Here is a 21,554-nt window from a genome sequence, read left to right as displayed (position 1 = left end):
AGATGAAAAAAGTACTTCTTAGCATACCGTTTTTGAGCCTGCTGCTGGTGGGGTGTCTGAAAGATAAGCCCAACACCGACTTCAGTCAGATCTTCCCGGTGGCGGAGATATCCACGGCCAGCACAAACCCCACGCCGAATGCAACGGCGAGCGGTCTGGCCTTTTTCACGGCGGCGAACCTCAGCTTTCCTGCAGGGGCGGTATTGGACACCGAGTTCTTTACGGTCAACATCGCCTCCGACTATCCGTTGAATAAAGCGACGAACATCACGATTGCGGTGGACACCACGATCGTAGCCGCCTACAACGCCGACAGCGTAAACAACTCCAAGCACGTCTTGTACCAGGTCATGCCGGATTCGCTGTACACCATACCGACCAAGACCGGGACCATACCGGCCGGTCAGCGTCTGGATACGTTCTACGTCATCTTCAACGCCGCGGAATTCAACCCCGCCTACACCTACATGCTTCCCATCAAGATCACGGACGCAAGTGGGTTGACCATCAGCGGCAACCTGAGCACGATCTATTTCCACATCGTAGGGAACCCGCTGGCGGGTAACTATACGTGTACCGGGACCCGGTATAACTATCCCGGCCGGATTTCCTGGGCAGGTCCCACGGACCCCATTCCGTCCGGGTATACCACGGCGGCTTCCCCCAGCCCGAAGTTCGCTTCCCCGGTCAGTCCTACGGAAATCGCCATCGACTATGCCAACCTGGGTTCGAGCGGGTACCAGTACAACCTGACCACCTCGTCCGATTACAGCCAGATGACCAGTATCGACTTTAACTTCACGTCCGCGGTATCGAACCTGGCTTCGTGGCTGATCAGCTATACGCCTCCGAGCCCGGGTGTAAAGTGCCAGTTCCACATCATGTCCTACTACACGAATGGCACGCCGGCGGATCGGATCATCGACGAAACCTTTGTTCAGCAATAGGGCGCCAGTCGTATAAATTTTGCATTTTTTTAATACTGGCCGGTCTGAAAATGACCGGCCAGTCTGTGTAAAAACGAAACCTTTTTAGTATATTTATCATATCATGAAGCACTATATCTTTAGCCTTGCATCTGTGCTGTTGGCAACCGGCGGGTTCGCGCAGATGGACACCAGAGATGCCTCGTCCCAGGCAATAGCGGACAATTTCGCCACCTTCTCGTCTGTCCAGGCCAACGGACAGGCAGCCAGTACGGGTACGACGATCCTGGCTTTCAACCATAAGGAAGAAACCAAGGGTAGTCCCTACCTTTTCAACCGCTGGGTGAAGGGTACCGCCATAAACAGCAGCAATGCGACGGTGGATCAAAAAGGATATCTGTATAACTACGACAAGCTGAACCATACGCTGCTGCTCAACGTGGAGGGCAAGTACATGGTCAACGTATCGAACGAAGACGTGAAGTCGTTTACCCTCCAGGGCGGCGACGACGGCGAAATGACCTTCGAGCGCATCAACGACGTGGTCATCGACGGGAGCCCGTTCTTCCAGGTCCTGGTCAAGGGCGATGCCGGCAAATACAGCCTCTACAAGATGACCAGGACGAAGTTCGTCAAGGCGGACTATCATACCGATGGTATGGTGGAAAGCGGAAATCCGTACGATCAGTATGTGGATACAGACGACTACTTCCTGCTGATGCCCGACGGGAAGACCTTGAAACTGATGCCGATGAAGGTGAAGACGATGAAGGAAACCGTGGCGGTGGGGAATCAGAAGATGCTCGACTTCCTGAAGGAACACCGTTATGACAGCGTCGACGCTGCCTTCCTGAAGCAGATGACGTTATATATCAACGCGAACTAGGTTATTGAAGATAGTGTGGCGGTAAATACTGCCAAAGCCCCCGGGAGCTCCCCGGGGGTTTTTATTTGGTTTGCCCGTGCACAACATATGGCCGGAATACACCGTTAAGTTGTCGCGATACGCCAGTGGCGTCAGCAGGTGCCGTGGGTATTTTTGCACAAAACGGCGGCCGATGATGCAAATACACCCCTATATACACTTCAACGGCCGCTGCCGGGAGGCCATGACGTTCTATAAGGAAAGCCTGGGGGCGGAGCTGGAAATGGCGCCGGCAGAAGAGGGAGGGCGCATCGTCCATGCCTCGCTGGTCAAGGACGACCTGCTCCTGATGGGGTCCGATATGCAGGGCCCCGGCGCTTTCGCCCGGGGGAACGGCATATCCCTTTCCCTCAGCTGTGGTAGCGAAGCGGATATCCGATTGTTCTTCAGACGGCTGTCCACGGGGGGGACGGTAGTGTCCGCGGTGATGGCGCAACAATGGGGCGGGCTTTTCGGGGTGGTGACGGATAGGTTCGGGATTACCTGGATGCTCAGCTATGATGCACAGGCGCGGCTGTAACGTGGAAAGAATTCAACAATCGCCTGTGGCGCGAATTATTCCGTTCTGGAATGCGAATTGTTATAGCTAAGTTATGAAACGCAAGAAAGTGGGGATATGGATGTCCCTGTTTGGGGTGGTATCCCTGGGATTGGTGACATACCTTTTTATGGATGGCGTCGAGAGCGCGCTCCTGGAGCGGGTGTTGCTGGGCGGCGGCGCAGTGGGAACCGTTAGTTTCTTCGTGGGGTTTTGGATGATGCCCCTGAAGAAATCAGTTTAACAATTGTCGTTTGTATTGATTGGGGCTGACGCCCACTTCCCGTTTGAATAGCCGCGAGAAGTAGGGCAGGTTCTCAAAACCAAGTCCATAGGCGATTTCACTAACGCTCTGGCCTTCGCCCCGAAGCAGGTTCTTGGCCTCTCCGATCAGGAAGAGATGGATCAGCTCGATCGCCGTTTTGCCCGTCTCCTGTTTTAGCAGATCGCTCATATACCGGGGGGACAAGTGGAGGCGCTGCGCCAAAAGGCTCACGGTCGGAAGCCCGTCGCCTGTAAGCTGGCCGCCGGCCACATATTCGGAAAGGGTTTCATTGAACTTCGATACCATCGCGCCCACCAGCGGCGCCCGGTGCAGGAATTGCCGCTTGTAGAATCGCTGGGCGTATTTAAGGATGGAGTCGATGTGGGCCAGGATGATGTCCCTGCTGTATTCGTCCTCATTATTGTGGTACTCGGTCTCGATCTTTTCGTACAGCTCCTTTATCGTTTGTTCTTCCTTGGGGGATAAGTGCAGGGCTTCGTTGACTTCATAGTCGAAAAAGCCGTACTTCCGGATGGCCGCGTGTAGTGGGTGGCCGTCCAGGTAGTCCTCATGGAAAAACAGGAGGAATCCTTCCTCTTCGAATTCCAGGTCACGGAACTGGATGACCTGCCGGGGTCTCATAAACGACATCGATCCGTTGGCGTGGTCGTACTGCGTTAATCCGTAACGGAAGACTCCCGATCTCAGCTTTTTAAAACCGATGGCATAAAAGTCACCGGTAAAGGCCACGGCCCCGAAGGTGCAGTTGTCCGTGCAACGATAGACGCTCAGCAACGGGTGCTCCGAAGGGAGGACGCCGTTGCTGAGACGCATTTCGTTTATGGTTTTGTAGTGGTTCATCGCTCGTGTAAAGTTACTGATTTCCGCGCGGTCCGCGGGCCTCTGCGCGAGTCCGCGGGGCTGCGCCTAGTTCCCGTGGGCCGCGACGGCTACGTCGTTCCACGATTCCCAGGTAGCCAGGCGGTCGGCATAGACCTGTTGCGCCCAGGGAAAGGCGACCTTGCCCAGGAAGAGGCGTAACGGGGGATTCGGGCTGTCGACCAGGCGGAGGATCGCGGCGGAGGTGGCCTCCGGTTGGCCAAAGGGCGACTGCGATACGCCTTCGAGGAAGGCGGCCTTGATCGCGTCATACTCCTTCATGGACTGGGTGTGTACGGCGGAAGCGCCGGCCCAGTCGGTGGAGAAGCCGTTGGGTTCCACTAAGGTAACATTGATGCCAAACGCCTTAACCTCGGTCGCCAGCGTCTCGCTCAGGCCCTCCACGGCGAATTTCGATGCGTTGTACAGTCCCAGTGTCGGCAGCGTCGCTACGCCAAGGATGCTCGACAACTGGATGATGTGCCCGTGACCCTGTGCCCGCAGGACGGGGATCGCGGCCTGGGTAACCCACAACAGGCCGAAGACGTTGGCTTCGAACTGATCGCGCGCCTCTTGCTCCGTGGTTTCTTCTATCGCGCCAAAGAGACCATAACCCGCGTTGTTGATGACGACGTCCAGGCCGCCGAAGCGGTCTTTGGCGGTGGCCACGGCCGCAAATACCGCGGCCCGATCGGTGACGTCCAGGCGGAGCGGCAGGAGCCTGTCTCCATATTGTTGTACGAGGTCCTGGATCGTGTCCAGGTTACGGACGGTGGCGACTACGTTGTCCCCCCTCCGGAGGAAGGCTTCTGCCCAAAGCTTCCCGAAGCCACGGGAAGCGCCGGTGATAAAAATTGTCTTTTTCATACCTCAAAGCTACGCCGGGGGGCGGCCGGGGGAGTTATACGGAAATCGGGAAAACTGATACATTTTGGCATAGAATTTCGCCAGATGAGGTATGAAGGCTCTTTTTATACAGGTGTATGAGGTGTACCGGTTCAACCTGCGTTTCTGGAAAGAGGTTTTCGTGCCACCCTACGAATATAAAGAGGTATTGCACCAGTGCTGGCAGGTGGGGTTGCGATCGCTGTCCATCATATCCCTGACGGGATTTATCACGGGGTTGGTCTTTACCAAGCAATCCCGTTCGTCGCTGGCCGAATTCGGCGCGACGGCCTGGTTGCCTTCGCTGATGGCCATCGCCCTGTTACGCGCCCTCGCTCCGCTGGTTACGGCGCTCATCATCGCGGGTAAGGTGGGGTCGAATATCGGGGCGGAGATCGGTTCGATGCGCGTGACGGAACAGATCGATGCGATGGAAGTATCCAATACCAATCCGTTCAAATACCTGGTGGTGAGCCGCGTGCTTGCCTCTACGCTGATCGTCCCGGTGCTCGCAGTGTATATGGGTTTTATCGGTCTGCTGGGCGCATATCTGAATGTCCTGAGGAATGAACAGACCAGCTTTGCCGCTTTTTTTGAACAGGCCTTTATCAAAATCACGTTCCTCGACCTGTTCGTCCTCCTGTTGAAATCGGCCATCTACGGATATACTATAGGGTTGACCGGTAGTTTCAACGGTTACCGTGCGGAGCAGGGAACCGTGGGCGTGGGGCGCGCCGCGAATATGTCGGTGGTGGCTTCCATGTTCCTGATATTTATAGAGGAAGTGCTTATCGTCACCTTGATCAATACCTATCGCTGACCATGGCCGGTATCGTCATATCGCTCCGCAACATCCGCAAGTCCTTCGGAACGGTCGAGGTATTGAAGGGCATCGACCTCGATGTACACCAGGGGGAAAACGTCGTCGTCCTGGGACGGTCGGGCAGTGGTAAATCGGTGCTGATAAAGATCATCGTCGGCCTGCTCCGGCCCGACAATGGAACGGTATGGGTACTCGGGGAGGAGATCGAACGACTGGACAGCCGCGCGCTGGGCTTGCTTCGGGCCAAGATCGGCTTTTCGTTCCAGGGCTCGGCGCTGTATGACGGGATGAATGTGCGCGACAACCTGGAATTCCCGTTGGTGCGGAACAAGCCGCATTTAACCCGCCGTGAGGTCGAGGGCGCGATCGACCGCGTGCTCGATGACGTGGGGCTCACGCGTGCAAAATACCAGTGGCCGTCGGAATTGTCCGGAGGACAGAAAAAGCGGATCGGGATCGCCCGGACGCTGATCATGCATCCCGAGATTATGCTTTATGACGAGCCAACGGCCGGGCTCGATCCCGTCACCAGCGTCGAGATCAACGAGCTGATCAACGAGGTGCAGGCACAATACAATACCAGCGCGGTCATCATTACACACGACCTGACCTGCGCGAAAGCGACGGGAGACCGGGTGGTGATGCTGTCGGATGGTTGTTTCCTCAGGCAGGGTAGCTTCGAAGAGGTCTTCGCAGCCACGGACCCGAGGGTCACCGCTTTTTATAATTATAACTTTATCTCCGGCGCATGAGTGAAACAACCCAACGCAGACAGCTCACCCTTGGTATATTCATAACGATCGGGCTCGCCATCTTTATCGTCGGTGTGCTCACCATCGGTGGCCAGCATAAGGCTTTTACGCGCTCCATCCAGGTAAAGGTCATCTTCGAGGACGTGCAGGGGTTGCAGCCCGGGAACAACGTCTGGCTATCCGGGATGAAGATCGGAACCGTCCGAAAAGTGTCGTTCTACAAGGGTGCGCTGGTGGAGGTGGTGTTGTCGGTGGAGCACCAGGCGCAGTCGCATATTCACCAGGACGCCATGGCCAGGGTCGGCACCGACGGCCTGGTGGGGAACAAGATCGTGGTGCTCACGGGCGGGAGCGACAGCCTGCCGGTGATTGCCGATGGCGGCGTGGTCGTGGCGGAGCATACCGCTACCCTCCAGGAGATGTTCGGCACGCTGCAGGGGGCCGGTAGCGACCTGCGGGTGATTACGGCGAACTTTCGCGTACTAAGCGACCAGTTGCTGGAAGGGCGGGGTACGTTGGGAAAGTTGCTGAAGGATGACAGCTATGCGGACCAGCTACGCGCTACGCTGGCCAGGCTCCAGGCCGCGTCGGTATCGGGAGACAGGATGCTTGCCAACCTCGAAGGATTTTCGGAGCGCGTTCAGCACGCGCCGGGTCTGGTGAATGAGCTGCTCGAAGACACCGTCATCTATGGACGTTTGCGCGCCGCGGCCGAACGGCTCGATGAAGTGACGGCAAAGGCCTCTATGCTGGCCGATACGTTGCGTGTCGCCGGCCGCGGGTTGAACGACCCGGCGTCGCCTGCCGGGGTTTTGTTACACGACCAGGTTACCGCGGACCAGCTGCAACGGACGATGAAGAACCTGGAGGTCTCGAGCGAAGAGCTGCGGGTGGATCTCGAGGCTTTGCAGCATAATTTCCTGTTGAGGGGGTTTTTCAAGAAGAAAAAGGATAATTAGCGTATTTTATCGGATGCCATCGGTTGACATACCGGTAATAATCGTGGGCGCCAGCGTCTCGGGGCTGGCCAGCGCCGCCTGTTTGGGCCGGCTAGGGATCGGCTGCCAGGTGGTCGAGCGCTCGGATTCGATAGGCGCGCCGTGGCGGCACCACTATGACCGGTTGCACCTACACACGAACAAGCGTCTTTCCCGGCTCCCATATTTTTCATTTTCCGAGGGGGTGCCACGGTATCCGAGCCGGCAACAGGTCGTGGATTACCTTGACGCCTATGCCTTGCGGTTTAAGATCGAACCGTTGTTGGGTACGCCGGTTTTGTCGGTGCGCCGCGAAGACGATGTATGGGTCACCGAAACGCCTTTCAGGCAGTTCGTATCTCGCGCGGTAATCATGGCAACGGGACCGTTTAACAAGCCGCGGCCGTTCTCCTGCGCCTTTACAGGCCCGGTGTTGCACAGCAGCCAATATCGCACGGGCGCCGCCTACCGCGGACAGCGGGTCCTCATCGTCGGGTTTGGCAATTCCGCCTGCGAGATCGCGATCGATCTCTACGAGCAGGGGGCATTTCCGCTGATGTCGGTGCGCTCGCCCGTCAATGTCGTACCCAGGGATATACTCGGTATCCCGGTGTTGGAGGTGAGCAGGGTTTTGAGCGTGCTGCCGCCCCGCGTCGCGGACAGGATCAGCGCGCCGCTGGTGCGGCTGCTGTTGGGCGACGTATCGCGGCTGGGGCTTCGGCGGATGCCCTACGGGCCATTGGAGCAGATCGCGCGGGATGGAAAGGCGCCCGTGCTGGATGTCGGGGTGATCCGGCTGATCCGGCAGTGTCGGATAAAAGTGCTGGGGGATATTTTGCATGTTGCCGGCGACACGGTGACGTTTTCAGGCGGGGCTTCGGAGCGCGTCGATGCGATCGTCGCCGCGGTGGGATACGAGCCGGATTTTTCCATAGTCAAGGAACGCGCTCCCGGGTTGTATTTCTGCGGATACCACATCAGCCCGACCGGGCAGATCAGGGAGATCGCGCGGGACGCGCGGCGAATTGCCGCGGATATTGCGAGCCGCTACAGCGCGCGGTAGTCATCTTCCGTGTCTATATCCACATCGCCTTTGTCGAACGTGACCGATGTCACGTCCTCCGGGTATTCGGATAGTAATTTTTTGGCGCCCTGGCTGCCGGTAAGGGTAAGCAGCCGGGGGAAATAACGACGGGTAAAAAGTACCGGCGTGCCCAACGTATCGGCGTAGGCGCTGGCGACGATGCCTTTGTCCGTCCGGGTCTGCTGGGCGATCAATCGTTCGAATAGGTTACGGGTGATAAAGGGTTGGTCGCAGACGGAAAGGATAACGGCGGGTATATCGGGGAAGGCATTTAGCAGGGCGTCCAGACCGGCGTGGATAGAGGATGCCATGCCTTCGGACCAGCATCGGTTGTGGACAAAATGTATAGGGCGCTCCCAGGGGAGGTCTGTAAGATCGACCGCGCCGGTGACTAGGAACAACGGGTGTATCCCTTCGCCGACGATGTGTGCGATCAGGGGCTTGCCCTTCCAGGGCAGCAGTTGTTTGGGGCGGCCGAGCCGGCTGGAGCCGCCGGCGGCCAGGACGATCAATCCTGCACCTGAGCTGTCCATGGGCGGTGGTGGATCGGGTGAAGGTTGTCCTTGAGCTGGCGACCGGTGTGACCGGACAGGAAGGCTCTGATCCCGGCGACGATCGATACGGCTATCTCCGCAGGGGTCTCTGCGCCGATGTCCAAACCGACGGGGCCGTGGATGGACGCGCGCTGCGCTTCGTCCAGCGCGTATCCTACGTCTTCCAGCATACGGTCGAGCCTGGTCCTGGGACCGAGGATACCGATATAGGGGAAGCGCCCGGGCAAAATCGCTTTTAGTAGGGCAAGGTCGTACTGATAGTTGTGGGTCATCAACAAGAAAAGCCGTTGTTGATCGTCGTCCAGTTGCGGGAGGACCTGATCGGGACGGGCAACTATTACACGGTCGGCCTTCGGGAAACGGGCTTTGTCGGCGTAGTGGGGACGGCCGTCCACGATGGTGAGATGCCACCCCAGCAGCGATGCGATGTCTACCAGCGGGAGGACGTCGTTGCCGGCGCCGGCGATGACGAGGGCCGGTGGCGGAACCAGGAATTCTATAAAGGCCTCATGGGGCCCGTAATGGGAAAAATGCGACACGCCGTGGCCGCAAACCACGTCGCTCAGGATGGTTTGGCAAAGGGCATCCGGTAAGGTAGCGGTTACGCGTCCGCCGGTATAGAGCAGGCTGGTTCCCGGTTGCTCCGCGGTACGCTGCCGCGAAAACAAGGTGACGAGCGCGGCGCCCGACCGGTTGCGCGAAGCTTCCCGAAGCAGGCTTATGGGATGGCCGTCTTTTACCGGTTCGAAAAGTATATGCACGACGCCATTACAACCCAGCTGCACGCCAAACCGCAGGTCGTCTTCGTTGGTGGTGTCGTAGGTGACGAGCTTGCTGGTCTGCAGCTGGATGGCAAAAAGGGCCTTCCGGAGCGCGTCCCCTTCAAGACAGCCGCCACTGATGGCGCCCGTCAGGCGGCCGTCCTCGGTGACCAGCATCCGGGCGCCGGGTCGCCGGTAAGAAGAGCCCTCGACGTGTACCACGGTGGCCAGGGCGCAGCGCCGGCCCTCCCGTTCCGCCTGGTCGTATGCCTGTAGGATGTCGGTGATTTCTTTCATGTCAAACCAGCTTGTCCGGTGTAATAGGCAACTCGCGCACCCGTTTGCCGGTGGCGTTGTAAACGGCGTTGGCGACGGCGGCGGCGACGCCGATCAGGGATATTTCACCAATACCTTTTGTCCCGATGGGGTTGATGTACGGATCGGGTTTGTCGATAAAGATGGCCTCTATGTCCGGTATATCAGCATTGACGGGGACGTGGTAGTCCGCGAAGTTGCCGTTGACATAGCGTCCGTAGCTATTGTCGAAAACGGCTTCTTCGGTCAGCGCCATCCCGATGCCACCGACGGCGCCCCCGATCATTTGGCTGCTGGCGGTCTTATGGCTGACGATCCTGCCCGCGTCGACGACAGCAATCAGCTGTTTTACCCGCACGACACCGGTGAGCGGGTGTACGTGCACTTTGCAAAAGTGGGCCGAGAAGGAGTACATCGAGTAGTGCTGAGGCTGGTCCCCGCCCTGGGAGGCTTCGGTTACCTCCAGGTAGGGCAGGTTGTGTTGCCGGAGAAGCGTGGTGTAGTCGATGGGGGTCGTGCTATCCCCGGGTTGCCCCGCGAGCTCGTAGCATTTTTTCCTGAAGGCCAGACAGGCGTCGTGAACGGCCGAGCCAACCGAAGAGACGGTGGAAGAGCCGCCCTGGGTAGGCGCCATCGGGTAGGCGGAATTGCCCAGCTCGAAGGTGATCTTTTCCACGGGCAACCCAAGGAGGTCGGAGGCAATCAGGGTCATGGCGGTACCAGTACCCGGGCCTATATCGCTGGTGGCGCTTTGGATATTGACGGCTCCGTCGGAAGTCATTTTGATCCTGGCCATGGCACGGCTGCGATAGGCCCCGAAGGCGCCGCAACCGAGGCCATAGCCCGCGAGCCAGTCGCCTTCGCGCAGACTGCCGGGCGTGCCGGGACGGTTGCTCCAACCGATGCGTTCCGCTCCCCGGGCGTAGCATTCCTTGAGGTACTTGCTCGACCAGGGCAGGCTCCTTTCGGGATCGGTGTCCGCGTAATTCTTAAGCCGGAGCTCGATAGGGTCCATCTTTAACGCGTAGGCGAGCTCATCCAGGGCGGACTCCAGGGCAAAGGAACCGGTAGCCTCTCCCGGGCCCCGCATCGGCGCGGGCACTCCGACGTTAAGAGGAATAACCTTGTACCGGGTATTGGCGTTGGGGCTGGCGTACAGGAATCGGGAACAACCCACCGAGTTCTCCGTAAACTCCTCGTACCCGGCGGTCTGGGAATGAGATTCGTGGGTGATGCCGACGAGTTGTCCGTCAGGGGTGGCGCCCAGTCCGATCTTCTGGACGGTGAGGGGCCGGTAGCCCACCAGGGTGAACATCTGTTCCCGTGTAAGGGTCAGCCTGACAGGCCGTCCCACGAGCTTGGCTGCCATCACGGCGGCGATCTCGTGGGGCCAGGTGCGGAGCGAAGAACCAAACGCGCCCCCGACAAAACGGGAATTCACCTGGACATTTTCCTGCTTCAAACCAAAGGCCCCCGCTATGCTGCGCTGGGTACCTATCACCCCCTGGGACTTGGTATAGACGGTCACCTTGTCGTCCCCATCCCATACCGCCATGGTCACATGCAGTTCCATGGGGTTGTGCATTTCGGAGGGCTGGATGTATTCCTGCTCGACGACGACGGGTGCCCCTTTGTAGGCGTCTGCCTGGCCCCGCACATAGTCCTTATAGCGGCCGCCCTGCGGGACGACGCCCTTGTCGATACTGGCGTGGAAGTCGGTGTCGAACGACTCCTTCTGGTAAGCCGCCCTGACGAGGCTGGCGGCGTAGGTGGCCCGTTCAAAGGTGTCGGCTATCACCAGCGCGATGGGCTGACCGTTGAAGTGGACGATGTTGTCGTTAAAGAGCTTTAGCCCCCGGACGGGTTGGGGCGCGTCGGTTTTGAAACCGGGTACGCCGGGGAAGTTGAACGGCGTTATGACTGCAAGCACGCCGGGGGCGCGTTGGGCGGCCCTGGCATCGATGGCGGTGACGCTGCCCCCGGCAATGGTGGCGGGGACGAGGACCCCATAGGCGAGGTCCGGCAGTTTCCATTCGCCGGAATATTTGGCGCCGCCCGTGACCTTTAGCCGGCCGTCCACGCGGTCCAAAGGATCTCCTATCTGGCTTTTTTTCATGATGGCGTGTTTGTACCCGCGGCCTTTGTAAGGGCCTCGAGAATGGTGTTCGGTGCGAGTCGCAGCTTGAATTGATTATAACGGTAGGCCTTGGCGCCCTCCATGGCTATGGCCGCCGCCGCGCGGAAGTTCTCCGCCGTGGCGGCTTTGTGCTTCAGGAAGTCCTCGGCCTTGTACAACCGCCAGGGCTTGTGCGCCACACCGCCCATGGCCAGGCGAACGTCCCGGATGCGGCCAGCGGCGTCGAGGTCAAGGGCAGCCGCCACCGACACCAGGGCAAAGGCGTATGATGTACGGTCACGCACCTTGAGGTAGTACACGTTTTTTGTAAAGACGGCCGGGGGCAGGTCCACCGCGGTGATCAGTTCTCCCTTGCGGAGGGTATTGTCCAGCTCCGGCTGGTCGCCGGGCAAGCGGTGGAATTCATGAAAGGGGATGGCCCTTTCTCCCGCGCCGCCCCTCACGCGGACCGTGGCGTCCAGGGCGGCCAGCGCCACGCTCATGTCGCTCGGGTTGACGGCGATGCATTTGTCGCTCGCGCCGAAAAGGGCGTGCATGCGGTTGATGCCGTCGATGGCACCGCAACCGCTGCCCGGTTCGCGTTTGTTGCACGGCATGGTAAGGTCGAAAAAATAGGAACAGCGGGTCCGTTGCATCAGGTTACCGCCCACCGTCGCCATGTTGCGGAGTTGGGGAGACGCGCCGGCGTTGAAGGCCAGCGAAAGAAGGGGGTAGTCCTTCAGGACGGCGGGGTGATCCGCTACTTCACTGTTGGTAGCCAGCGCGCCAAGCCTTAGCCCGCCCGCGTGGGGCTCGATACCCTTTAGCGGGAGCCGGTTGATGTCGATGAGCGTGCTGGGATTCACCACACCCATCTTCATGAGGTCGATCAGGTTGGTGCCCCCCGCCAGGAAAAAGGCTTGGGATTCCTTTGCCTGTGTCTTTATGGCCGTACCGGTTTCGGTGGGTCTTGCGTAGCTGAAAGGGTTCATACCTGGTTGTTTTTGACGTCCTCTATGGCTTTGACGATGTTGGAATAGGCCCCGCAACGGCAGATGTTGCCGCTCATGAATTCGCGGACATCCTGTCGGCCCTCCCTGAGCAGCGCCACGGCCGACATGATCTGGCCGGAAGTACAGTAACCGCACTGGAAGCCGTCATGTTTTATAAAGGCTTCCTGCATCGGATGCAGCTCTTCACCCCGGGCCAAACCCTCGATGGTGGCGATCTTCTTTCCCTCATTGGTGACCGCGAGGCTCAGGCAGGAGTTGATGCGGACCCCGTCGGCGTGTACGGTACAGGCTCCGCACTGGCCGCGGTCGCATCCCTTTTTGGTCCCGGTCAGGTCGAGGTGCTCGCGGAGGAGGTCCAGGAGGGTGATCCTGGGTTCTATCATCAGGCTGTGCGCGACCCCGTTTACCTCCAGATGAAGGGGAACCTTTTCGAAGGCGTCCGCAAACTTCTCATCCCACTTTTGCTCAGCCGCCTTCAGGAGGGCGCCCGGGGTGAGCGCCATGGCGGAGAGCAAGGATGATTGTTTGAGAAAATCCCGCCGGGTCTCGGTGTGCTCTGACATACACTTGGCTTTTACCTAATTTACCCAAAATTTGCCAGTGACGGGAACTCATAAAAAGGATAGCATTTTGCGGAATTATTTCTACATACGCACGCGCGGGATTAAGATTTCTTCATATCCCGCCAGAATCCGCTGCCAGGGCTAAATTGCGCCGATATTTCTAACCCTTGGTTGCAACCTAGTAACGTCACATGAGCCAACTGAAACGAATTTTGTGCGTCGACGATGATCCTGACCTTTTGCGAATGACAAGACTTGTACTGGAGAGGAGGGGTTATATGGTGTACACCCTGAATGGCGCCGCAAGACTGGTGGAAACCGTCCGTCAGTTTTCCCCCGATCTGATCTTCATCGACCACCGCATGCCCGACGTCATGGGTACCGAGGCTACCCGCGGTCTCAAGTCGGACCCGGAGTACCGGCATATCCCCGTGATCTATTTTACAGAAGAAGAGTCCATCCAGGCGCTGGCCGAGGAGGCCGGCGCGGACGACTGGCTACCCAAACCCTTCCAGATCGAGGAGTTAATGGGTATGGTAAATAAATACCTGGGCTCCCGCTGATTTGCTGGCAGGCTCCGTAATTTTATCGGGGCATGCTAAAGAAAGTGACCATAGCGGACCTCATGGGTCTGGGGGGCATCCCCATCGCCGACGTGCGCACGCCGGCGGAATTCGCGCAAGGGCACATCCCGGGGGCTTTCAACCTGCCTTTGTTCAGCAATGAGGAGCGCGTACAGGTGGGGACGACCTACAAACAGCAAAGCCGGGAAGCGGCCATCCTGCTGGGCTTTGACCTGGCGGGGCCGAAGTGGTCCGGGTTTATCCGGTCGGCGTTGGCGCTGGCGCCGGACAAAAAGATCGTGGTCCATTGCTGGAGGGGCGGGATGCGCAGCGGCGCCATGGCCTGGGCCCTTGACCTGTACGGGTTCCAGGTGTATGTGGTGGAGGGCGGATACAAGCGATACCGGCGCTGGGTACTGGACCAGTTCGGGCGCGATTGGTCGCTCGTGGTGCTGGGGGGGATGACGGGTTCGGGCAAAACGCGGATACTCCACGAGCTGGAGCGTAAGGGCGAGCAGGTGGTCGATCTGGAAGACCTTGCGCAACACCAGGGGTCGACCTATGGGACGCTGAACCGGTTGGTACAGCCCTCCCAGGAGCAGTTTGAGAACGACCTCGCGGCCCGGTTGCTGGCGCTGGACCGCGGGCGGCGGATATGGGTGGAGGATGAAAGCCGGACCATCGGGCAGCGGTTGATCCCCCGCGCGTTTTGGGATCGTATGCGCTCGGCCGTCCTGTTCGAAGTCCAGCCGCCACCGGAAGCCCGGGTGTCGTCTTTGACGGAGACCTATGGGATGCTCGACCGGGATTTTCTCGTGGAGTGTACCGAACGCATCCGCAAACGGCTGGGGCCGGAACAAACCAAACGGGCGGTGGCGGCCATCCGCGAAGGACGGATGGAAGACTTTGTCCGGGAGTTGCTGGTGTATTATGATAAGACGTACCGGACCGGTATGGGCGACCGCGTGGACATGGTGGCGGTCCCCGTCGATGGCGTGGACGCAGTGGTGAATTCAGCGATCGTTTTGACAGCGACATTACCCGAGTATGGATAGATTGACACAATTTTCACACGGGGCCGGCTGCGGCTGCAAGATCAGCCCCGCGGTGCTGGACCGGATATTGCACAGCGCGACACCTATGGCGGCGGACCCGCGGTTGCTGGTAGGGAACGACAAACGCGACGACGCGGCGGTGCTGGACCTGGGAAATGGGACAGGCCTGGTGTCGACGACGGATTTCTTTATGCCGATCGTAGACGACGCATACGATTTCGGCAGGATCGCTTCGGCCAACGCCATCAGCGATGTCTACGCCATGGGGGGCAAGCCCGTGCTGGCCATTGCCATCCTTGGTTGGCCGGTGGATAGACTGCCGCCCGAGACCGCGGCCCGTGTACTGGAAGGCGCGCGCGCGGTGTGCGCGGAGGCGGGGATCGCCCTGGCCGGGGGGCACAGTATCGATTGTCCGGAACCGGTTTTTGGTTTGGCGGTAAACGGCCTGGTGGGACTCGACCGGTTGAAGCAAAATTCGACGGCCCAGGCGGGGTGCAGGCTCTACCTGACCAAGGCGCTCGGCGTGGGCGTGCTGTCCACCGCGCAGAAGCGCGGGTTGCTTTCGGACGCCGACGCGGCCGTGGCGTTACAAAGCATGGTTACCCTGAACAAGGTGGGAGAGACGCTGGGGACCATTGCCGGCGTACGGGCTTTGACGGACGTGACGGGTTTCGGATTGCTCGGTCATCTTTCGGAGATGTGCGAGGGGAGCGGGGTTTCGGCCACGGTCGTGTTCGACCGGGTACCGGTGATCCCGTCGGTGGCGGGTTACCTGGCGCAGGGTTGTATACCCGGGGGGACGCACCGTAACTGGGCCAGCTATGGCAGTAAGATCGGGCCGCTTACGGACGAGCAGCGGTATATACTCGCCGATCCGCAAACCAGCGGGGGGCTTTTGATAGCGGTAACCGAAGAGGCCGCCCCGGCCGTGGAGCTGCTGTTACCCGAGGGGTATCGTCACGCGCTGGGGCGGTTGGAGCCCTTCACCAAAGGGCCTCTCATCCGGGTTGTGTGAGATTAGCAAAGCGAGATATCGGTCACAGGGTGGCGATGTCTATGACGAAGCGATAGCGCACGTCGCCCTTGAGCATGCGCTCATATGCCGTCGTGATGTCCTTGATGTCGATCATCTCGATGTCGGAAACGATGTTGTGCTCCCCGCAGAAATCCAGCATCTCCTGAGTTTCCAGGATACCGCCGATGCCGGAACCGGACAGGCTCTTGCGACCGCCTAGCAGGCTGAAGGCTTTTATCATGGAGGGCTTTGGCGGTACGCCAACGCAGATGTGGGTGCCGTCGGTCCGAAGCATCGACATATACATGTTGATGTCGTGCTCGGCGGAGACCGTGTCAAGGATAAAATCGAAGGTGTGTTGCGCGGCCTTGACCTGCTCCGGGTCGGAGGTGACCAGAAAGTGATGGGCACCCAGTTTTTTGGCGTCCTGCTCCTTTTTAGGTGAGGTGCTCAGCACCGTTACTTCGGCGCCGAAGGCGACCCCGAACTTTACACCCATGTGGCCGAGACCGCCGAGGCCGATGACGGCCAGCTTGTGCCCTTTGCCCACCTTCCAGTGTCGCAGGGGGGAATAGGTGGTGATGCCCGCGCAAAGCAGGGGTGCGCTGGCGGCCAGGTCCAGGTTTTCCGGTATATGGAGGACGAAGTCCTCGTTTACGACGATCGTATTGGAATAGCCGCCGTAGGTGGGCGTTTTGTGGTCCTGTTCCAAACCATTATAGGTCTGGGAATTGCCTTTCAGACAGTATTGCTCCAAGTCCCGTTTGCAGTTTTCGCATTCGCGGCAGGAATCGACCATGCAACCGGTGCCGGCCAGGTCGCCTACCTTGAATTTGGTAACCTTGTCGCCTACTTTGATGACACGGCCCACGATCTCGTGGCCGGGCACCATCGGGAAAATGCCCTCGAACCAGTCGTTCTTAATTTGGTGGAGGTCGGAGTGGCAAACCCCGCAAAATTGGATGTCGAACTGGACGTCGTGGGGGCCGACGTCACGGCGTTGAAAGTCCCAGGGGGCGAGGTCGGTGGTGGGGGTTTGGGCGGCGTAGCCTTTGACCTTTATCATGTTGTTAGCGTTTTTGTGGAGCAAAGTTGAGGAAAATCCCGCAACCTTATGTTACGCATATTTGAATTAGCGGGTTTCGAAGAGGCTTAAGGCATCGCTGCTGGAGGCCCGTACTGCATTTCGACCGTGCATTGCCGTCGGCAAAACACGGTCGAAATGCGGTACGGGCCTCCAACAGCTTGCGTGCCTTAGGTCTTCGGTGCAGGGGCCATAGGTGATCAGGCGGCAGTTTTTGGGGAGCCGTTGGAGGACGGTTTGGAGGAGAGCGCCGCGGAAGGGGGTGTATAGGAAGAAGACGGTGCCGCGTTCGAGGTCGGCATTTTGGGCGTCGGCATTGATGAAGGTTACATCGTCTAGTTGTAGCGCTTCGGCGACGCGCGTTGCGTAGGCGTGGAAAGCGGGGTCGATCTCGACGCCGATGGCGGGGATATTGGTGAGGAGGTTGACGAGGATGGAGGGCTGGCCTAGGCCGGAACCGAGGTCGACGAAGACGTCGGTGGGTTTCAGGTATTGGGTTAGCTCGAGGATGAGGTGGGCGGGGGTCTTTTGGTAGTAGACCATGTCGGGCCCGGGTGTTATCGTTGGTTCGGGGAGGGGGCCGCCGGGGAGGAGTTTCTGGAGGAAGAGATCGAGGACGCCGTAGCCCGGTTCGTAAGGAGGGGGTACGTAGGTGTCGATGAGCTCGCGCAAATGGCGGCGCGCCCGGGGGCGAAGTCGTTCAAAGAGACGATCATCGACCGCTTCAAGGGCGGAGCGAAGGAGCTCCAGCTCGTCGAGGGCTTCGGCGCGGGCGACGAAGTTGGGTTCGTCGAAGAGCGGATTTTTTCCGGATATAGAAAATGGTTTTCCTGATTCGTCCATGATGTCTGTTGCTGGTCGGGGACTTTTGCGGTGAAAATAAACTGCTATGTCTAAATATACCACGATTCTATTTTTTCTGTTTACTGCTTTTTCCGGCGCAAGGGCGCAACAGACGGCCGGCACGATCACGGGGACGGTGAAAACGGCGGATGGGAAACCCGCCGAGTTTGTCAGCGTGACGCTGGCCGGGGCGGGTAGGACGGTATCGGTGAACGCCGCCGGGCACTATACGATCCATAACGTCAAGCCGGGGTCCTATCGCCTGGAGGCCAGCCTGGTCAGCCTCGTGCCTGAATACAAAACGGTCGATGTCACGGCGGGGATAACCGTTACGGTCGACTTCGTCCTGGGGGAGAACAGCCGTCAGCTCAACGACGTGACGATCAATATCCGCAAAGCGGGCCGGTATACGGTGCTCAAGAGCGACGACATGGCCAAGATGCCGCTGAACGACCTGGAGAACGCACAGGTGTATACGACGGTGAGCGCCGGGTTGCTGAAGGACCAGTCGGTGTACACCCTGGATGACGCCCTCAGGAACGTGCCGGGCGCGAGCAAATTGTGGGCGGCTACCGACCGGTCCGGGTTCGGGAACGGGAGTTCCTTCGTGCTGCGGGGTTTTCAGCTCAATACCTATTTACGGAACGGCATACCGGCAAACGTCAGCACCACTATCGACAACGCCAATATCGAAAGCATCGAAGTGTTGAAAGGGCCTTCGGCCACGCTGTTCGGGAGCGCCGTTACGTCGTATGGCGGTCTGATCAACCGGGTGACGAAAAAGCCCTTCTCCTCCGTAGGGGGCGAGATTGCCTATACCGGCGGCAGCTATGGTTTCAACCGCCTGACGGCAGACGTGAATACGCCCCTGGATTCCGCGAAAAAGCTGCTGCTCCGGGTCAACGCTGCGTTGAATACGCAGAATTCCTGGCAGGACGCGGGCTTCCACAAAGATATTTTCGTGGCGCCCAGCCTGTCCTATAAGGCCAGCGACCGGTTGTCCTTTTCCCTGGACGCGGAGATGTATGCGGCGCAGGGGACGACGCCGCAATTGTTTTTCTTTAATTCTACCGTCGCCCAGCTGGGCGTAAACAGCGCGGATAAGTTGAACCTCGACTATAACCGTTCGTACATCAGCAACGACCTGTCGATGAATTCCACGAACCTCAATTTTACCGGGCAGATGAACTACAAGCTCTCGTCTTCCTGGACGTCGCAGACAAACGTCACGTCGGTGCATACGCGTTCCTATGGACCCATGCCGTATATGTACCTGCTGCCCGGGAACAACGAGATATCCCGGAACGTTTGGACCATAGACGGCTCGGACCAGACGCTCGACATACAGGAGAACGTAGTGGGACGGTTCAGCACCGGTTTCCTGAAGCACCGCCTGTTGCTGGGCGCCGACTTTTATAATTACAACGCCAGCGTCCGTTATCATGAGTTCATGGGCACGGTGGATGGGCAAACCGCCGCGGACCTGTTCGACATCATCCCCACAACCGGTTCGATCCCCGCCTACTACAACTTCGACAAAGCAAAGGTCGACTCGGCCTATGCCAACAGCCCCGCGGACCCATACCCGTATACGATCTTCAACAAGACCTATATCTCCAGCGCCTATGCGTCGGATGTGATCAACGTCACGGACCGGTTGATCGTAAATGCCGCCCTCCGGCTGGATCACTTCGACTTCAAGGGGAACTACAGCCCCGAAGACGGCACGACCAGCGGGGGATACCAGCAGACGGCGCTCTCGCCCAAGTTCGGTCTGGTCTACCAGCTGCTCAAGAACAGGCTGTCGCTGTTCGGAAATTATCAGAACGGCTTTACCAACGAGACCGGCACGGACTACCTGGGTCACGCCTTCAAGCCTGAGCAGGCTAACCAGTGGGAAGGCGGCGTAAAGGCGAACGTTTTCGACGGACGTTTAAGCGGTACCGTCAGTTATTACGACATCCGCGTCGGCAACATCCTGCGGACGGACGTGAACCACCCCAATTTTCAGGTGCAGAACGGCACCGAGGTCAGCAAGGGCATCGAAGTCGAACTCCAGGCCAACCCCTTCGCCGGGTTCAATATCACGGCGGGGTATGCGCACAACGACGCAAAGTACACCAACGCGGACGCGGACGTCAATGGCCTGCGCCCGAACAGCTCGGGTCCGCAGGAAATGGCCAACCTTTGGCTGAGCTATCGCTTCATTACGGGCGCCGTCAAGGGGCTAGGCTTTGGTTTCGGTGGCAACTACGCCGGCAAAGCCCTGGTGGAAAGCAGCCGGAGCGAAGGGCAGTTCTGGGTCCCGGAATATACGCTGCTCAACGCGAGCTTGTTTTACGACGCGGGCCGGTTCCGGTTGTCTGCCGGCGTGAACAACCTGACCGACAAGAAGTACTGGATCGGCTGGTATACGGTGAATCCTCAACAACCCCGTAGCGTCAATGGAAGTATCGCGTTCCGTTTCTAAGCGTTGGTTCTGGTGGCACCGTTGGTCGAGCCTGGTGTGCACGCTGTTCCTGTTGATGCTGTGCGTCACCGGGTTGCCGCTGATCTTCGGGGATGAAATCGACCATTGGCTGAACCCGACGCACTACGAGGACCTGCCGGCCTCGACGCCGCTCACGGACCTGGATTCCCTGGTGCAGCGGTCGCTGACCCTGTACCCGGACCAGCGCGTGACTTCGGTCTTTGTCGACGACGATGAGCCGCAGGTGCTGGTGAATATGGCGCCCACGTGGTGCTGGGACGATCCGCTACGGCATTCGCTCCAATATGACGCTCGCACGGGCCGGTTACTGGAGGACGAACCGCCTTTTGTCCATAAAAAACGAACGTTTACCGAAGTTATGCTCGACCTGCACCGCGGGCTGTTCCTCGACCTGCCCGGGGAGCTGTTCCTGGGGGTGATGGGGGCGCTTTTCGCGATCTCCATCGTGTCGGGTATCGTGCTCTACGGGCCCTTTATGAAAAAGGCGGCCTTCGGAACGGTCCGCCGCCGGCTGAAGTGGCTCGACCTGCACAACCTGCTGGGGATCGCCACGGCGGTGTGGTTGTTGGTCGTCGGGTTGACCGGCGTGCTCAATGAACTATCGACGCCGTTGTTCGGGCTTTGGCAGGTGACGGATGTGAAAAAGCTCCTGGATGGATACAAAGGGCGGTCTTCGCCGGTTGTATTGTCTTCGGTGGATTCGGCTTACGTCGAGGCGCAGCGTGCATTGCCGGGCATGCGGGTCACGAGCGTGGTGTTTCCCGGGAATCCCTACGGCAGCCCCTATCACTACTTGTTGTGGGCAAAAGGCAGCGAGGCATTCAGTTCCCGCCTGTTCAGCCCGGCCCTGGTGGATGCCGGAACCGGGAAGCTCGACGTGGTGGTTCGCATGCCGTTTTACCTGAGGGCCATAGAAGTGTCGAGACCATTACACTTCGGCGACTACGGCGGGACGCCGCTCAAGGTGATCTGGGCGGTTTTCGACCTGGTCGCGATCGGTGTTTTAATCAGCGGAATAGTCTTATGGGCAAAAAGATAAAAACCTGGCGCATGCCGGGCGTACTCGGCGCCTGTACCATGGCGGGGCTTTTGACGGCCTTGTTTGGGTGCCCGGGCGGCTGGATATT

The 21,554-nt window shown here is 59.0% G+C and carries 22 protein-coding genes; 13 read left to right on the top strand and 9 right to left on the bottom strand.

The window, feature by feature from the left end:
- Positions 1–2 precede the first annotated feature (2 nt).
- The 4 genes from VL547_RS11625 to VL547_RS11610 all read left to right on the top strand — a co-directional run bounded on the left by VL547_RS11625 (position 3) and on the right by VL547_RS11610 (position 2,633).
- On the top strand, positions 3–947 hold the full coding sequence (locus VL547_RS11625) for a DUF1735 domain-containing protein (RefSeq protein ID WP_325577854.1): 945 nt from the start codon (positions 3–5) through the stop codon (positions 945–947).
- A gap of 103 nt (positions 948–1,050) precedes the next feature.
- On the top strand, positions 1,051–1,812 hold the full coding sequence (locus VL547_RS11620) for a hypothetical protein (RefSeq protein WP_325577852.1): 762 nt from the start codon (positions 1,051–1,053) through the stop codon (positions 1,810–1,812).
- Positions 1,813–1,984: 172 nt separating this feature from the next.
- Positions 1,985–2,371 (top strand): VOC family protein, encoded by a 387-nt coding sequence (locus VL547_RS11615; protein ID WP_325577850.1) that lies wholly within the window; start codon positions 1,985–1,987, stop codon positions 2,369–2,371.
- 73 nt (positions 2,372–2,444) lie between these two features.
- Positions 2,445–2,633, top strand: a complete 189-nt coding sequence (locus VL547_RS11610) for a hypothetical protein (RefSeq protein WP_325577848.1) — start codon at positions 2,445–2,447, stop codon at positions 2,631–2,633.
- Here VL547_RS11610 and VL547_RS11605 read toward each other — a convergent pair.
- Together VL547_RS11605 and VL547_RS11600 are read right to left on the bottom strand one after the other, a co-directional pair.
- On the bottom strand, positions 2,625–3,515 hold the full coding sequence (locus VL547_RS11605; RefSeq protein WP_325577846.1) for an AraC family transcriptional regulator: 891 nt from the start codon (positions 3,513–3,515) through the stop codon (positions 2,625–2,627). The genes VL547_RS11610 and VL547_RS11605 overlap by 9 nt on opposite strands.
- Before the next feature lie 66 nt (positions 3,516–3,581).
- Positions 3,582–4,400 (bottom strand): SDR family NAD(P)-dependent oxidoreductase, encoded by an 819-nt coding sequence (locus VL547_RS11600; RefSeq protein ID WP_325577844.1) that lies wholly within the window; start codon positions 4,398–4,400, stop codon positions 3,582–3,584.
- Between the two features lie 91 nt (positions 4,401–4,491).
- On the opposite strand from VL547_RS11600, the gene VL547_RS11595 reads away from it, so the two are divergent.
- Genes VL547_RS11595 through VL547_RS11580 form a run of 4 tightly spaced genes read left to right on the top strand, consistent with a single transcriptional unit; the run spans position 4,492 to position 8,033 of the window.
- Complete coding sequence (locus VL547_RS11595) at positions 4,492–5,238, top strand: ABC transporter permease (RefSeq protein WP_325577842.1); 747 nt, start codon at positions 4,492–4,494, stop codon at positions 5,236–5,238.
- A gap of 2 nt (positions 5,239–5,240) precedes the next feature.
- Positions 5,241–5,993 (top strand): ABC transporter ATP-binding protein, encoded by a 753-nt coding sequence (locus VL547_RS11590; protein WP_325577840.1) that lies wholly within the window; start codon positions 5,241–5,243, stop codon positions 5,991–5,993.
- Entirely contained in the window at positions 5,990–6,952 is a 963-nt protein-coding gene (locus VL547_RS11585) for an MlaD family protein (protein ID WP_325577838.1), read from the top strand. Before VL547_RS11590 ends, VL547_RS11585 begins: the two co-directional genes overlap by 4 nt.
- A 13-nt stretch (positions 6,953–6,965) precedes the next feature.
- Entirely contained in the window at positions 6,966–8,033 is a 1,068-nt protein-coding gene (locus VL547_RS11580) for an NAD(P)/FAD-dependent oxidoreductase (protein ID WP_325577836.1), read from the top strand.
- Here VL547_RS11580 and VL547_RS11575 read toward each other — a convergent pair.
- From VL547_RS11575 to VL547_RS11555, 5 genes are read right to left on the bottom strand one after another with little or no spacing between them, the layout of a single operon-like run.
- Positions 8,018–8,587 (bottom strand): nucleotidyltransferase family protein, encoded by a 570-nt coding sequence (locus VL547_RS11575; protein ID WP_325577834.1) that lies wholly within the window; start codon positions 8,585–8,587, stop codon positions 8,018–8,020. The genes VL547_RS11580 and VL547_RS11575 overlap by 16 nt on opposite strands.
- Positions 8,563–9,666 carry an XdhC/CoxI family protein gene (locus VL547_RS11570; protein WP_325577832.1) on the bottom strand — a complete coding sequence of 368 codons (1,104 nt, stop codon included), beginning with the start codon at positions 9,664–9,666 and terminating at the stop codon, positions 8,563–8,565. The genes VL547_RS11575 and VL547_RS11570 overlap by 25 nt, the downstream gene beginning before the upstream one ends.
- 1 nt (position 9,667) lies before the next feature.
- A complete protein-coding gene (locus tag VL547_RS11565; protein WP_325577830.1) occupies positions 9,668–11,800 on the bottom strand; it encodes a xanthine dehydrogenase family protein molybdopterin-binding subunit in 2,133 nt (710 codons plus the stop codon).
- The gene (locus VL547_RS11560; RefSeq protein WP_325577829.1) at positions 11,797–12,792 is read right to left on the bottom strand and encodes a xanthine dehydrogenase family protein subunit M; all 996 of its coding nucleotides are present in this window, start codon (positions 12,790–12,792) and stop codon (positions 11,797–11,799) included. Before VL547_RS11560 ends, VL547_RS11565 begins: the two co-directional genes overlap by 4 nt.
- Positions 12,789–13,376: a (2Fe-2S)-binding protein gene (locus tag VL547_RS11555; RefSeq protein ID WP_325577828.1), complete on the bottom strand. Its 588-nt coding sequence runs from the start codon at positions 13,374–13,376 to the stop codon at positions 12,789–12,791. The genes VL547_RS11560 and VL547_RS11555 overlap by 4 nt, the downstream gene beginning before the upstream one ends.
- A gap of 191 nt (positions 13,377–13,567) precedes the next feature.
- On the opposite strand from VL547_RS11555, the gene VL547_RS11550 reads away from it, so the two are divergent.
- Genes VL547_RS11550 through selD form a run of 3 tightly spaced genes read left to right on the top strand, consistent with a single transcriptional unit; the run spans position 13,568 to position 16,009 of the window.
- Positions 13,568–13,939: a response regulator gene (locus VL547_RS11550; protein WP_325577827.1), complete on the top strand. Its 372-nt coding sequence runs from the start codon at positions 13,568–13,570 to the stop codon at positions 13,937–13,939.
- A gap of 32 nt (positions 13,940–13,971) precedes the next feature.
- Positions 13,972–14,994, top strand: a complete 1,023-nt coding sequence (gene mnmH, locus VL547_RS11545; RefSeq protein WP_325577826.1) for a tRNA 2-selenouridine(34) synthase MnmH — start codon at positions 13,972–13,974, stop codon at positions 14,992–14,994.
- A complete protein-coding gene (selD, locus tag VL547_RS11540; RefSeq protein WP_325577825.1) occupies positions 14,987–16,009 on the top strand; it encodes a selenide, water dikinase SelD in 1,023 nt (340 codons plus the stop codon). The genes mnmH and selD overlap by 8 nt, the downstream gene beginning before the upstream one ends.
- A gap of 22 nt (positions 16,010–16,031) precedes the next feature.
- Here selD and VL547_RS11535 read toward each other — a convergent pair whose 3' ends face one another.
- Both VL547_RS11535 and VL547_RS11530 read right to left on the bottom strand, forming a co-directional pair.
- Positions 16,032–17,075: an NAD(P)-dependent alcohol dehydrogenase gene (locus VL547_RS11535; RefSeq protein ID WP_325577824.1), complete on the bottom strand. Its 1,044-nt coding sequence runs from the start codon at positions 17,073–17,075 to the stop codon at positions 16,032–16,034.
- Positions 17,076–17,141: 66 nt separating this feature from the next.
- The gene (locus VL547_RS11530; RefSeq protein WP_325577823.1) at positions 17,142–17,936 is read right to left on the bottom strand and encodes a class I SAM-dependent methyltransferase; all 795 of its coding nucleotides are present in this window, start codon (positions 17,934–17,936) and stop codon (positions 17,142–17,144) included.
- 46 nt (positions 17,937–17,982) lie between these two features.
- Between VL547_RS11530 and VL547_RS11525 the strand changes: the two genes are divergently transcribed.
- Both VL547_RS11525 and VL547_RS11520 read left to right on the top strand, forming a co-directional pair.
- Positions 17,983–20,406 (top strand): TonB-dependent receptor, encoded by a 2,424-nt coding sequence (locus VL547_RS11525; RefSeq protein ID WP_325577822.1) that lies wholly within the window; start codon positions 17,983–17,985, stop codon positions 20,404–20,406.
- A complete protein-coding gene (locus tag VL547_RS11520) occupies positions 20,381–21,466 on the top strand; it encodes a PepSY-associated TM helix domain-containing protein (protein WP_325577821.1) in 1,086 nt (361 codons plus the stop codon). Before VL547_RS11525 ends, VL547_RS11520 begins: the two co-directional genes overlap by 26 nt.
- The last annotated feature ends 88 nt before the right edge of the window (positions 21,467–21,554 follow it).

This window comes from Dinghuibacter sp. (assembly GCF_035492835.1).
Lineage (GTDB): Bacteria > Bacteroidota > Bacteroidia > Chitinophagales > Chitinophagaceae > Dinghuibacter.
This window is presented reverse-complemented; position numbering and strand designations above follow the sequence as displayed.